At 68.0% G+C, this 13,362-nt stretch carries 13 protein-coding genes and 1 pseudogene; 12 read left to right on the forward strand and 2 right to left on the reverse strand.

Annotation, left to right across the window (positions count from 1 at the left end; translation table 11 throughout):
* Positions 1 to 149 precede the first annotated feature (149 nt).
* A complete protein-coding gene (locus tag ABUW04_RS08020; RefSeq protein ID WP_380563725.1) occupies positions 150 to 1,352 on the reverse strand; it encodes a helix-turn-helix transcriptional regulator in 1,203 nt (400 codons plus the stop codon).
* Between the two features lie 105 nt (positions 1,353 to 1,457).
* Between ABUW04_RS08020 and ABUW04_RS08025 the strand changes: the two genes are divergently transcribed.
* From ABUW04_RS08025 to ABUW04_RS08040, 4 genes and pseudogenes are all read left to right on the forward strand, one after another.
* Positions 1,458 to 1,631 carry a hypothetical protein gene (locus ABUW04_RS08025; protein ID WP_198037343.1) on the forward strand — a complete coding sequence of 58 codons (174 nt, stop codon included), beginning with the start codon at positions 1,458 to 1,460 and terminating at the stop codon, positions 1,629 to 1,631.
* On the forward strand, positions 1,628 to 1,870 hold the full coding sequence (locus ABUW04_RS08030; protein WP_380563727.1) for a DUF7848 domain-containing protein: 243 nt from the start codon (positions 1,628 to 1,630) through the stop codon (positions 1,868 to 1,870). The genes ABUW04_RS08025 and ABUW04_RS08030 overlap by 4 nt, the downstream gene beginning before the upstream one ends.
* 1,630 nt (positions 1,871 to 3,500) lie before the next feature.
* Entirely contained in the window at positions 3,501 to 3,956 is a 456-nt protein-coding gene (locus ABUW04_RS08035) for a DUF4304 domain-containing protein (RefSeq protein ID WP_380563729.1), read from the forward strand.
* 65 nt (positions 3,957 to 4,021) lie between these two features.
* Positions 4,022 to 4,233 (forward strand): annotated as a pseudogene (locus ABUW04_RS08040) (IS5/IS1182 family transposase); the annotation flags it as partial.
* Between the two features lie 12 nt (positions 4,234 to 4,245).
* Here ABUW04_RS08040 and ABUW04_RS08045 read toward each other — a convergent pair.
* Positions 4,246 to 4,761 carry an SUKH-4 family immunity protein gene (locus tag ABUW04_RS08045; RefSeq protein ID WP_380563730.1) on the reverse strand — a complete coding sequence of 172 codons (516 nt, stop codon included), beginning with the start codon at positions 4,759 to 4,761 and terminating at the stop codon, positions 4,246 to 4,248.
* Between the two features lie 167 nt (positions 4,762 to 4,928).
* Here ABUW04_RS08045 and ABUW04_RS08050 point away from each other — a divergent pair, with 167 nt between their 5' ends.
* The 8 genes from ABUW04_RS08050 to ABUW04_RS08085 all read left to right on the forward strand — a co-directional run bounded on the left by ABUW04_RS08050 (position 4,929) and on the right by ABUW04_RS08085 (position 13,319).
* Complete coding sequence (locus ABUW04_RS08050) at positions 4,929 to 5,093, forward strand: hypothetical protein (protein ID WP_380563731.1); 165 nt, start codon at positions 4,929 to 4,931, stop codon at positions 5,091 to 5,093.
* Positions 5,094 to 5,173: 80 nt separating this feature from the next.
* On the forward strand, positions 5,174 to 6,793 hold the full coding sequence (locus ABUW04_RS08055) for a succinic semialdehyde dehydrogenase (RefSeq protein WP_380563732.1): 1,620 nt from the start codon (positions 5,174 to 5,176) through the stop codon (positions 6,791 to 6,793).
* A 61-nt stretch (positions 6,794 to 6,854) separates the two neighbouring features.
* Complete coding sequence (locus ABUW04_RS08060) at positions 6,855 to 8,684, forward strand: GMC family oxidoreductase N-terminal domain-containing protein (protein ID WP_380563734.1); 1,830 nt, start codon at positions 6,855 to 6,857, stop codon at positions 8,682 to 8,684.
* 216 nt (positions 8,685 to 8,900) lie between these two features.
* Positions 8,901 to 9,593, forward strand: a complete 693-nt coding sequence (locus ABUW04_RS08065; RefSeq protein WP_380563735.1) for an HAD family hydrolase — start codon at positions 8,901 to 8,903, stop codon at positions 9,591 to 9,593.
* A gap of 8 nt (positions 9,594 to 9,601) precedes the next feature.
* The gene (locus tag ABUW04_RS08070) at positions 9,602 to 10,096 is read left to right on the forward strand and encodes an NUDIX domain-containing protein (protein WP_380563736.1); all 495 of its coding nucleotides are present in this window, start codon (positions 9,602 to 9,604) and stop codon (positions 10,094 to 10,096) included.
* A gap of 95 nt (positions 10,097 to 10,191) precedes the next feature.
* Positions 10,192 to 11,226 carry a glycosyltransferase family 2 protein gene (locus ABUW04_RS08075; protein ID WP_380563737.1) on the forward strand — a complete coding sequence of 345 codons (1,035 nt, stop codon included), beginning with the start codon at positions 10,192 to 10,194 and terminating at the stop codon, positions 11,224 to 11,226.
* A gap of 74 nt (positions 11,227 to 11,300) precedes the next feature.
* Positions 11,301 to 11,948, forward strand: coding sequence for a TMEM175 family protein (locus ABUW04_RS08080; RefSeq protein WP_380563738.1), 648 nt, complete (start codon positions 11,301 to 11,303; stop codon positions 11,946 to 11,948).
* Between the two features lie 1,011 nt (positions 11,949 to 12,959).
* Positions 12,960 to 13,319 (forward strand): chorismate mutase, encoded by a 360-nt coding sequence (locus ABUW04_RS08085; protein WP_380563740.1) that lies wholly within the window; start codon positions 12,960 to 12,962, stop codon positions 13,317 to 13,319.
* The last annotated feature ends 43 nt before the right edge of the window (positions 13,320 to 13,362 follow it).

Here is a 13,362-nt window from a genome sequence, read left to right on the forward strand (position 1 = left end):
GGGGTCGCGGGTGGGGTGGCGAGCCCCTCGCCACCCGACCCCCGGAGAACCCTGGAACGGCGAAGTTGCCCGACCGACGCGGATCCGCCCCACTCAGGCCGGCAGCTTGCCGAAGGCATCCGCGGTCGGCTGGGTCCGTGCAGGGATGGTCAGGACGCCAGCAGTTCGGTGACCTCAGGAACGTCGCGGAAGGCCCGTAGCCGGTCCAGGACGATCCGGGTGCGTTCCGCTGTGCGCTCGCTGCCGCTCTGTCCCAGAGCGAGCATGCGGCTCGCCGTCCCGGCCGCGGCCTCGGGTTCATTGGCGTCGGCGTAGGCCACGGCCAGCCAGGACAGGTACAGCGCCAACTCGCGTGCGTGGCTGGCGTCGTAGCGGCCGAGCACGTCAGTCAGCAGAGGTACGGCGCGCAGGGGCCGCCGCAGCTCGGTGTAGACGCGGGCCTCCATGACCTGGAGTTCTCCGGCGTCCATCCAGTACAGGTAGGAGGGCGATTCGGTTCCGGCCGAGTCCTCGGCCAGGGCGTCGCCTGCTTCCCCGAGGGCGGCCATCGCCGGGCGGTCCTGCCCGGCCCGGGTGTGCGCCCAGGCCACCCTGTCCAGGTAGAGTGCACGGGCCTTCGGCGGGGCGTCACTTCCGGCGCTGTCCAGGGCGGCGCGGGCCAGGTCCACGGCATCGCCCGCGCGGCCGGTGTTGCTCCACTGGTAGGCCAGCGAGCCCGCCACGTTCCCTGACAGCACCTCGTCGCCCGCCGCATGTGCCGCGCTCATCCCGAGCCGGTAGATGCGCTCCGCCTCGGCGTGCTCGCCCGCGTCGGAGGCGACCCAACCAGCGATCTGTGCCAACTCGCCGATGGCCCGCAGCAGTTCGCGCCCTACCGCGTCGGTGTGTGTCCCTTCGCGGTAGAGCTTCACGGCCGCACGCAGTTCGCGCAGGGCCGGGCCGATCAGGTCCTTGCCGTACACCACGTCGTCGGCTAGCCGCAGGCCATGGACCCGCTGGCCCAGGTCTGCCACCTGCCCAGCCCCGATCCGCCGGCCGGTGCGGGAATGCAGCGGGGCCAGCAGGTCGCCGTCGGGCAGGAAGTCGGCCACGGTCAGCACGTGCGGCGCGGGCTCGGGGGACTTGACGGCCTTCGCGGCTTCCAGCAACTCGCGCGGGACCTCCAGTACCTGGGCGAGGAAGGGAAGCCATTCACGCGGTGACCGGGTGCCGATCTCCCAGCGGGACACGTCGTTTCGCGTCGGCGGGATACGTTCGGGGGCGGCCTGGGCCAGCGCCTCGGCGAGCCGCTGCTGACTCCAGCCGCGCGCCAGACGTAAGCGCCGCACCAGTTCGCCGACCGTCTCCCGCACCAGGCCAGCTTGGCAGACACCGGGGCAGACACGCTGGCTCCTCCGCAAGGTTCAGGCCAACGAGACCCTGATCAAGGGAGCCGAGCGGGAGCAAAGGAGCGGGAGATGGGTGAAGCGTTGGTGCAGTGGCAGGAGTATCCCGGTCCGGTGTGCGAGGAGTGCGCCAGGCTGCGCGAGCAGGCCCGTGCTGCCGTGCTCTGCGGGGACAAGTCCCGGCTCAGCGACGTACGCGTGATGCAGGGCCGCCATCGCCGGGCCGAGCACGGCCAGGCGGCATGAGCGTGCGCAAGCGGATGCGGTTCCGCGAGTACCACGTACGCACTGACGCGACCGCCACACCCATCCGCGAGGCCGCCTGCGTCACGGACGAGGAGCTGTGCCAGTGGAGCAGCGGCGAGCGTACCCGTGCCGACGACGTGACCGCTCTGATCGCCAAGCACGCAGCTGAGACCGGCCACCAGTGCTACCGGCGCACCGCCACCGACTATGCCACCGCAGAACCCGGCGCGTTCCTCTGACGTGACTTCGAGTGGTCTATACCTCTGACGGCAATGGCGACGGCAACAACCACGCACGCCAGCGCACAACCACGGACCCCGACGGACCGTCATATTGTCGCTGACCTGTGAAGAAGCAAGTAGGGCAGCGCACCGTGCCACACGTACTATGTTGTGGTGGGCGGCGTCCCGATCTTGGTCCACAACACCAATTGCCCCACTATTTCAAAGGGCGATATCCAAGGGCTCCACGACCGGGCTAGGTCGCTATATGACGGACTCGGTCAAGGTAAGGCCACCGTTTCGGTTGCGAGAGTCTGGAATAGTGCAACTCGGCAGACGGAGGAGCAGGTGGCCACACACATGGCGGACCTCCCGGCTTCGGTCGCAAAGAACCTGAATGGAGCAATTTACAAATTCGGCGATGGTGATGCGGAAGCCACAATTGTTTGCGCGCCCTGGGTGATGAGCACATATTTCTCTGGATCGCGTCTAGCACTCGAATATGTCCCAGCTGTTTCGCTACGATCAGGGGCGTGCCTGGGATGATTCAAACCACGATTGGTAGAGGCGCCCATGATCTGCCGGACTGAGTGGTAGCTTCGTTCGAATATTGAGGATAAAGGTGACAGCTTTGCTGTGCGAGATTTGCGGAAGCCGGACGCGGCCGCTGTCGGTATCGAATTATGAACGCGTCTCCGAACGGCGATCGGTCTGTTCTTGGTGCTTTGGATTGAACAGCAATTGGAGTGATGGCCGGGAGGTGAAGCCTGTGTATCTCTCGCCGGATACACGATGGGAAGTCGCGCGTTCCGATGGATTGCCAGAGGACGTCTCGCATGCTTACGGATTCTTTGGCTCGACACTCTGTGGGATTCATCTCGAAGATATGACCCCCTCGCCATACCCCTGGATCATGGGGTGGTTTAATGCGTGCAGCAAATGCAAATCTGCTGCACTCGTCATTGACGATCGCTGGCCGATCGAGAAGCGGGTGGGGGGTTTGGCGATTAATGCTTCTGCGGCAGATGATGATACCCCTCTCTTCTAATGATATTGGCCCGGTTTGGCTACAGGACCCGATGATCTGAGCTGAAGCGAAGAGGCGGGTGTGACAGTCCGTCGGATTCACCGGCGGACCGTTTTAGCGTCGCGGGTCGGTGGTGGGCAGGCCGGGGCCCGGCTGTCGCGTCGGGTGGGCGCCGGGCTCCACGGCTCCGGGAATGCTGGGCTGTTCGTCGGGCTGAGTCGTTGTGGCTGGTCAGCCGGCCAGTGGCGGGCCAGGCGGAGGTAGCGGCGGCGGCCGGTGGTGACGAGTTGGGCGGCCGCGGAGAACAGCCGCAGGCGCAGGCGTTTGGGTGTCGGCCATCCGACAGGAAGTAAACAATGACAATGAGCGATTGAACGGCGCGGATCCGGCCTATTCAAGTCTCGAATGGAACTTCATTCGCAGTCCACTGACTGGAAAGATCGGTCCCGCCGGCAGTGTTGCATGGCGCCTGTTGAAGCTGGGAGCGACGATCAAGATACGCTACTAGTGTATGTGCTGGTACCAGGCGGGCGTGGTGCTGAAGCCGGATACTGTGCCCGCCTGGTGTCGGCCTTCGGCGGGTTTATGCAGCAATGATAGGAAAAGAGGAATCAGAAGGGGATGGTCGCTTCAGTCACGGCGCAGGAAGTGTTTTCGCTCGCCATGCGCACTAGCCGGCCGGAGTTGCGAAAGCTTGGCCTGGTGGGTTCGGGGCAGATTCTCGAATTCCCTCATGAGAGAGTTTGGCTCCTGCTGGGGATTCAGAAGTCGGCATCTGGCGCGCCAGGAAGGATCAGATTTACGATTAATCTGGCGGCTGTCCGCAAGGAAAAGTGGGCAGCTATGCTGGAGAATGGTGCAAAATATCCGGCCAGGCCCAACCCCAACACCATCTATGGAAAATCTGTCTGGTCCGCGCGTGTCGGAAGTCTGATGCCCGGGGGGCAGGACTACTGGTGGACTGTCACGAGTGAGAGCGACCCTGCGCGGCTGGCTCAAGTGATTGTTTCTACAGTCGCTGAGTACTGTCTTCCGGCAATGCTTGCTGAGCGGGATGAGCTGGCAGGAGGGGAGTGATATGGCCATCTGGGATGAGATGTCGAATGCGACAAAGGATCTTTTGTTTCTGGCCCTCGATTACGCAGTCGAAGCGGGCCAACCGCAGGCGCCGGGGCAGCAACGGCGGCAGCCCGCCGGCTTCGACAAGGAGAGGTACAAGCGCCGCAACGAGGTCGAGCGCACGATCAACCAGCTCAAGCACTCAAGAGTCGTCGCCACGCGCTACGACAAGCGTGCATACGTCTACCACGGCACCGTCACCCTGGCATCGATCCGACTGTGGCTCAGGGAGTGAAGCTGGGTGCCGTCACTCCGGGCCCAGCACACCCAGCTCGACCTCTTCGAACACCCTCGACCACCAGGCGTCCTCGTCGCCGAACGCGTCCGGATCCTCCTGCTGGGCCTGGTCCAACAGGTCAGCGATGTAGTCCTCGTGGTCCTCGTCGTCCTCGCTGCGGCCCGACAGAACGAAGGACTCCCACAGTCGAAGCATCCGCTGGAGCGCGGCCACTGAGGAGTTGGCCAGGGCGAATCGTTGCGGGCCGCCTTCGTAGCCGTAGGCCATCCATACCTCGCCCGAGTCGAGCGCCAGCCAATAGGAGTTCACCCCGTCCTCGAAGGCGCCGAGGCAGACGGCCCGGCCGCAGGGCAGATCGCGGACCAGGAGCTCCAACTCGGCGTTCCGCACGAACAAGCCGATGCAGTTGACCGGAAGCCCCGGATCCTCCAGCGTCCGCCCCACCTCGGCACCGACGCCAGCAGCACGAACTGCTGCCACGTCGAAGGGCTGCCACGGCAAAGCCTCAGCGTTCTGCTGATTCATGCCGCGGATTCTTCCATCCGCACATGATCCGCCGGACAGAACCTAGTATAAATGGTGAGAAGATTTCGCCTACCTGACCGATCGGTCGACCCTGGCCGATCAGGGCAGGGGCGGATGGCCGCTCTCTTGGGCCCGGGCCGGCCCACCGGAACGGGATCGTGCTTCCCGTGGGATACGTCGACTGGGCGCGCTACCGCAGCCTCAACGCGCAGCGGGGGGTGCTGTTCGTCCATGTCCAGGAACAGAAGCGAGCGGTCTTCAGCCGCCCGACCGGACAGATCCCCAACTATCGGCTCTTCCTGCTGACGGTGAAGACGTTCCGCGCGTCCTAGGTAGCTGATTGCTCTGACAAGGACATATCTCTGTTACCGACGGGTACCCAAGCGGCTGGAAACGGCCTACGCTGCACGTCATGACTGACATCAGCACCAGCAGTGCCGCCGGTGAGCGCAACCCCGTGGCGGTGGCCGGGACCCGTACCGCAGCCGACGCTGTGACGCCGGAGCTGGTCGCCCGGCTGGTCGAGGGGATCACGGTGGGGGCCGAGCCCGCTGTGACGCAGAGCTTCAGCCCGTTCACCGGGGAGGTGCTCGCGGAGATCCCCGAGTCCGATCCGGAGGCCGTCGCCGATGCCTTCGCCCGGGCCCGGGTGGCCCAGGCGGCCTGGGCGCTGCGCCCGCTGCGGGAGCGCGCCGCGGTGCTGCTGCGCTTCCACGACCTGCTCTTCGCCGCGCAGGCGGAACTGCTGGACCTGGTGCAGTCGGAGACCGGGAAGGCCCGTGCGCACGCCTTCGAGGAGGTGAGCGCCGCCGCGCTGGAGGCCCGCCACTACGGGCGCGCCGCTGCCAAGTACCTCAAGCCGCGCCGTCGCGGCGGGGTGTACCCGGTCCTCACCCAGGTCCGCGAGGTGCGCCAGCCCAAGGGCGTGATCGGTCAGATCTCGCCGTGGAACTACCCGTTGGCGCTGTTCGTCGGCGACGCCATCCCCGCCTTCGTGGCCGGCAACGCCGTGGTGACCAAGCCCGACACCCAGACCGCGCTCACCGCGCTGCGGGCCCGCGAGCTGATGGTCGAGGCCGGGCTGCCGGCCGAGCTGTGGCAGATCGTCATCGGGGACGGCCCGGTCGTCGGCCCCGAGGTGGTCGCCCACGCCGATTACGTCTCCTTCACCGGCTCCACCAGGACCGGACGGGACGTCGCCCAGCGCGCCGCCGCCCGGCTGATCGGCGCCTCCATGGAGCTCGGCGGCAAGAACGCCATGCTGGTGCTGGCCGACGCCGACCTGGACAAGGCCGCAGAGGGTGCGGTCCGCGCCTGTTTCTCCTCTGCCGGACAGCTCTGCATCTCCATCGAGCGGCTGTACGTCGCCGCCGAGGTCGCCGACGCCTTCCTGGAGAAGTTCGTCGCCCGCACCCGGGCCCTGCGCCTGGGCAACACTCTGGCCTGGGGCGCCGACATGGGGTCGCTGGTGGCCCAGCGCCAGCTGGATACGGTCACCCGGCATGTCGAGGAGGCCGTCAAGAACGGCGCCAAGGTGCTGGCTGGCGGGCAGGCCCGCCCGGACGTCGGCCCGCTGTTCTTCGAGCCGACCATCCTGGACGGCGTCACCGAGGACAGCGCGGTCTGCACCGAGGAGACCTTCGGCCCGGTCGTCTCCGTCTACCGCTTCGGCAGCGAGGACGAGGCCGTCGAGCGCGCCAACGGCACGCCGTACGGGCTGAACTCCAGCGTCTGGAGCCGCAGCACCCGGCACGCCGTCGCCGTGGCGCAGCGGCTGCACTCCGGCACCGTCAACGTCAACGAGGGCTACGCGCCCGCGTACGCCAGCGTGGCGGCCCCGATGGGCGGCATGGGCGACAGCGGCATCGGCCGCCGGCACGGCTCCGAGGGCATCCTCAAGTACACCGAGCCGCAGACCATCGCGGTGCAGAAGCTGATCAGCATGTCGCCGTCGTTCGGTATGGACGACGAGGGGTATGCGAAGTTCCAGACCCGGGCGCTGGGGGCGATGAAGGCGCTGCGGCTCAAGTAGGTCGGCTCTTACCGGTACCAACGGCCCATCAGGATTCACAGGATTCAGGAGAGCTGCGTCAATGGCGACGACGGAAGAGACGGCCGAGCCGGGTTTCGACTACGACGTGGTCGTCGTCGGTTCGGGCTTCGGGGGCTCGGTGTCCGCGCTGCGGCTGACCGAGAAGGGCTACTCGGTCGCGGTGCTGGAGGCCGGTCGGCGCTTCACCCGCGAGACCCTGCCGAAGAACTCCTGGGACACCAGGAACTACCTCTGGGCACCGGCCCTGGGGATGTACGGCATCCAGCGCTTCCACGTCCTCAAGGAGGTGATGGTGCTCGGCGGGGCCGGGGTCGGCGGCGGCTCGCTGAACTACGCCAACACCCTCTACGTCCCGCCGGAGGCGTTCTTCCAGGACCCGCAGTGGAAGTCCATCACCGACTGGGCCGAGGAGCTGGCGCCCTTCTACGACCAGGCGAAGCGGATGCTGGGGGTGCGCACCAACCCCACCGTCACCCCCTCGGACGTGGCGCTGAAGGCCTCCGCGGAGAAGCTCGGCTACGGCGACACCTTCCACCTGGCGCCGGTCGGGGTGTTCTTCGGCGACGGTCAGGACGCGACCGACGTGGCCGGCGAGGGCGCCAAGGTTGCCCCCGGCACCGAGGTCGAGGACCCCTACTTCGGCGGGGAGGGCCCGCGCCGCAGGTCCTGCACCGAGTGCGGCGAGTGCATGACCGGCTGCCGGCACGGCGCCAAGAACACCCTCACCGAGAACTACCTGTTCCTGGCGGAGAAGAACGGCGCGCAGATCCTGCCGATGACCACGGTCACCCGGATCAGGGAGGACGGCGAGGGCTACGCGGTGGACGTACGGGCCACCGACTCGCGGTCCAGGAATCCCGCGAAGAACGCCAAAGGAAAAAAGGGCTGTCGGACGATCCGGGCCCGGAAGGTCGTGATCTCGGCCGGGACCTTCGGCACCCAGAAGCTGCTGCACGAGATGCGCGACGAGGGCCACCTGCCCCGGATCTCGGCGAAGCTGGGCGAGCTCACCCGGACCAACTCCGAGGCGCTGGTCGGCTCGATGACCACCGACCGGCGGCTGGGCCGCAGGGCCGACTTCACCAAGGGCGTGGCCATCACCTCGTCGGTCCACCCGGACCAGCACACCCACATCGAGCCGGTGCGCTACGGCAAGGGCTCCAACGCGATGAGCCTGCTGTCCATCATGCAGGTGCCCGGCGGCAGCAGGGTGCCGCTGCTGCGGTTCGCGAAGATCGCAGCGAGCAAGCCGCAGTTGACGGTGCAGATGCTGAACAAGCGGCGCTGGTCCGAGCGGGTCATCATCGGCCTGGTGATGCAGTCGCTGGACAACTCCATCATCGTTTCGCGGAAGAAGTCCGGCCCGGGGAAGGGGCAGTTGACGTCGCGTCAGGGGCATGGCGCGCCCAACCCCAAGTGGATCCCGGCGGCCGAGGAGTCGGCGCGGGCCGTCGCTGCCGAGATCAACGGCGTGGCCGGGAGCGGGGTCAGCGACCTGCTGGGGCGCACCCTGACCGCGCACTTCCTCGGTGGCTGCGTGATCGGCGACTCCCCGGAGCGCGGCGTCATCGACCCGTACCAGCGGCTCTACGGCTACCCGGGCATCAGCATCGCGGACGGCTCCACGGTGTCGGCCAACCTGGGGGTGAACCCGTCGCTGACCATCACCGCCCAGGCGGAGCGGGCGGTGTCGATGTGGCCCAACAAGGGCGATGCGGACCCCCGCCCGGAGCAGGGCGAGCCCTATCGCAGGGTCGCCGCGGTGGCACCGCAGGCGCCGGCCGTACCCGCCGGGGCCTTCGCAGAGCTGCGGCTGCCGCTGCTGGCTGTGCCGGTGGTGCCGCCGAAGCGGGAGCCGGCGGATGAGTGATGACCGTCGTCGGCTGAGCGACGTAGGTCACATTTGCTGGAAGCGGCGTTGATCGCGATCACCGGCCGCTAGGTTTCCGATCAGAACCCGCCCGCGCCGACGGACGAACCCTCGGTGCGGGCGGTGTCATGCCCGGGGCCCCGAAAAATCCGGGCGGGACCGACACGGCCGCGGTTAGGGTCGCGGCTGGACCGGCCACACACCCTGGGGACTTCGATGCGGTACGACAGCCAGACGCTCGTCTTCGACGCGGACGACACGCTCTGGGAGAACAACGTCCTGTTTGAGCGGGTCATCGACGACTTCCTGAGCTGGCTCCGGCATCCCACGCTGGACCGACTGCAGCTGCGTGCCGTCCTCGACGACATCCAGGCGGCCAACGCCGTCGCCCACGGGTACGGCAGCCGGATGCTGCTGCGCAGTCTGGCCGACTGCGTCCAGGAGTTGCGCGGCCGGCCGGCCACCGCAGGGGAGCGCGCGGAGATCGAGGAACTGGCCTCGGCCCTCGTCGACCAGCGGGTGGAGCTGATCCCCGACGTGGCGGAGACCCTGGCGGTCCTCGGCGGCCGGCACACCCTGCTGATGCTGACCAAGGGCGACCCGGAGGAGCAGCGGCGCAAGATCGAGGCGTCCCGGCTGGCGCACCACTTCCGGGCCGTCGACATCGTCCAGGAGAAGGACAGTCGGACCTACCAGGGCTTCCTGGCGGCGCACGACCTGGTCCCGACGGCCAGCTGGATGATCGGCAACTCGCCGAAGTCGGACATCCTGCCGGCCCGCGCGGTGGGGATGAACGCCGTCTTCATCCCCAACGACAACACCTGGGCGCTGGAGCACAGCGAGCTGGACCCCGCCGACGGGGGAGTGCTGCATCTGCGCGCCTTCCGTGAACTCCTCGACCACTTCTGAGAGTTGTGATGAACCACGTCCCGTCGGAAAGCCCGTCGGAAAGCCCGTCAGGCCCTTCCGCGCGTCCGGCCGAGCGGGCGCTGACCGCGCCCACGGTGTCCTGCGTCTTCGTCTGCCACGACGGGCGCGGCCGGGTGCTGCTGGCCAGGCGCAGCGCGGGGGCGCGGGACGAACCGGGGGCGTGGGACACCGGCGCCGGGGCGCTGGAGCACGGGGAGTCCTTCGAGGCGGCGGTACGGCGCGAGGTCCGCGAGGAGTACCTCGCCGAGGCCCTGGCCGTCGAGACCCTGGGGGTGCGCAACATCCTGCGCGGCGACCCGGTCTCGCACTGGGTCGCGCTGCTCTTCGCAGTACGGGTCGACCCGGACCGGGTCGCCATCGGCGAGCCCGACAAGTTCGACGCCCTCGGCTGGTTCCCCCTGGACGCCCTGCCCCGGCCGCAGCACTCGCAGCTCGGCGAGACCCTGGCGCTCTTCGGAAGGTCGTTGGCCACCCCGGCGTAACCCCCCGTCGTGCTGGAATAGACGGGCACGTCATCTCGACCGTGCATGCTGTGAGTGGAAACACCTCCCTGAACGCAGAAAGGCTCGCGCAGCCGATGCCCCGTCTCTCCGTCGTCGTCCCGATCTACAACGTCGAGCGCTACCTCGAGGAATGCCTCGACTCGATCGCCGCTCAGACCTTCGGGGACTTCGAGTGCGTCCTGGTCGACGACGGCTCCACGGACTCCAGCGGCGCGATCGCCGAGGCCTACACGGCCAAGGACGCGCGGTTCCGGCTGGTCCGGCAGGAGAACCAGGGCCTCGGGGCGGCCCGCAACACCGGCTGGCGGAACATCTCCCCGGACACCGAGTACCTGGCCTTCGTGGACAGCGACGACACCCTGCCGCCGGAGGCGTACCGGCTGATGGTCGGCACCCTGGACGAGACCGGGTCGGACTTCGTCGCCGGAAACGCACTGCGGTTCAACGCGGCGGGGTACTCCCCGTCCGGCGTGCACATCAAGCCGTTCCGGGAGACCCGACTCAAGGCCCACATCACCGCGGTCCCGGCCCTGGTCACCGACCGCACCGCGTGGAACAAGGTGTACCGCCGCAGCTTCTTCGACAGCGCCGGCGTGCTCTACCCCGAGGGCATCCTCTACGAGGACGCGCCGGTCAGCGTGCCGCTGCACTTCCTGGCCGCCTCGGTGGACGTCCTCTCCGAGCCGATCTACCACTGGCGGGTGCGCGAGACCGGCGAGGTCTCGATCACCCAGATGACCGACCCCAGGGGCCTGGTCGACCGGGTCCGCTCGATCGAACTGGTCCGGGAGTGGCTGCTGGCCCGCCCGGAACCCGAGTTCGCCCGTGACTACCTGCGCTCCTACGACGACAACACCCTGGTCGAGGAGATCCCCAAGTTCTTCTGGCTGGTGGCGGACGGCGACGCGGCCTACCGGGCGGCCTACCAGCAGCACGTCAGCCAACTGCTGCGGACGATCGGCACCGACCGCCTCGACCGCCTCAGCGCCCCGCTGCGGATCAAGTACCGCCTCACCCTGGCCGACCGGATGACCGCCTTCATCACGGTCCACCGCCTGCACCGCAGGTACGTCGCCCTGCGGAACCGCCTCCGCCGCCTCGGGCGCTAGGCACCGGAACGGCGCGGATCGTCTGTCAGGTCAAGTGAGCATGGCACGATGCCCCCAGGACGGAGGGGGACCAAGTGAACGAGTCGGGCCGGGTGGAGGCGTTCAGTGACGGCGTCTTCGCCATCGCCATCACCTTGTTGATCCTGGACGTCAAGAAGCCGCTGACGACCACCGGCCAGAGCCTGGCACACCAGCTCGCGCATCAATGGCCGGAGTACGACGCCTACGTGGTCAGCTTCCTGGTCATCGGCATCATGTGGGCCAACCACCACCAGGTCTTCAGCCTCGTTGCCCGGGTGGACCGGGTGCTGCTGTTCCTGAACCTGATGCTGCTGATGGGGGTTTCGGCGCTGCCGTGGGCGACCTCGGTGGTGTCGAGCTACCTGAACCAGCCCGACGGCGCACAGTTGGCGGTCGCGCTCTACGGCGGGTTCATGGTGGCCCATGCGCTGACGTTCCAGGCGTTGTGGTGGTGGCTCACCCGTACCGGGCACCTGTTCGACGCGCGGGTGGACGAGGTGGGGGCCAAGGCGACGCGGACGCGGTTCGCCCTGGGGACGGTGGTGTACCCGATCCTGATGGGCCTGTCGTTCGTGAACGCGCTGGTGACGCTGGCGCTCCATGGGGTCGTCGCGATCTACTACGCCTTCAACCAGCTGCGCGTGCCGACCAAGGCCGACGCGGAGCCGGCGGAGCCGGGCGAGGTGGCGCCGGCCGAGTAGCCGCGGGGCAACGACCGAGGGCCCCGCGGGGGAAGACGGGGCCCTCAATCTGCGGCAACCGGCGTCAGGGCAGCGCCGGTGCTGCGGGAACGGCACCGGGGGAGGGGTGCCGCTTGTCAGTTGGTCCTGGGTTCACCTGGGCAGGGGGCGCGCGCATCAGGCATGCGCCTCTGGGCAGGGACGGCGAAGTGGGTGGCTGGCCCACCGGGCCGGTTTGACTACTTTGAGTGACTGTCGGGAGTCCGTGTCGAGCGGGTCCCGGGCCCGGCGGAGGTTCTGTTCCCCGGTGCCGTTCCGCTACCTCAATGCCACCCCCTCACCAGCATCGTGGGGGATATGGCCGGTGTTGCGCAACTGGTTCGGCATACATCGGCATAGTCGTTTTCTGTGAACCGGTATGCGCTGGTGCCTCTGGGGACGGTGCGGTGCCGACGTTACGCTCTGCGAGGGGAAGCGCGAGGGGGTGCGCAGTGGGATGTGCGCCGGGGGACGGGTACTGATCCGGGGCGGTCGGACCCGAGCGTCCCCGGTGCCGACCGCCCCTTCACAACAGATCACTTCAGTCATGACCGGGCGGCTGTCCCCTGCTGCCCGGTCGGGCGTCGGCGCGAGGTCCCACGACACACCGGTCAAGGTGCGTCTCATCGCGCCGGCGGACTGTTGTGACACTCCACGCGTGGTCCTGCTCGCCGCACACGTCCCCCGGAAGGGGGCTGGGAGCACGTCACTGGCCGGGACGTGAACCCCGTACGGTCATGGGGAACAACGATTCTCCTGATGAGGGGTCACGGTTTCTGGTATCGGGCGAACGAGTGAAGCCGCTATGATGGCCGCCATGTTCTGCGCGGCATTCAACTTTAGCTATGGCACCGGAAGCCCCGGTCGCCATGGTGATGCCGTCTGACATCAGGACAACAGACATCACGCAGGCGCCCCGGGCCGACGGCCCGGGGCGCCTGTCGTCTCCCCGGACCCGGCCCGGCCCCCGCCGTATCCGAGGGAGAACCGTTCATGGACACCAGCACCAACACCACCGCCGGCACCCCCGGCACCACCGGCACGACCGGCACGACCGGCACCCCCGGCACCCCCGGCACCCCCGGCACCCCCGGGCTCACCGTCGAGCAGGCCACGACGGTCATCGCCGAGGCGCGCGGGCGCATCGACGAGCTGGACGAACGCATCATCGAGCTGATCCGGCAGCGGACGGGCGTGTCCGCCGAGGTCCAGACCGCCCGGATCGCCACCGGCGGCCCCAGGCTGGCCCTCAACCGCGAGCTGGAGATCCTGGCGCGCTACCGCGCCGCGCTCGGCCCGCAGGGCACCGAGGTCGCGATGCAGCTGCTGGAGCTGTGCCGGGGCCGGGCCTGAGGGTGCTTCTTAACAAGGGGCAACCTTCCGGGGAATAGCTGAA

This window comes from Streptacidiphilus jeojiensis (assembly GCF_042510965.1).
GTDB lineage: Bacteria > Actinomycetota > Actinomycetes > Streptomycetales > Streptomycetaceae > Streptacidiphilus > Streptacidiphilus jeojiensis.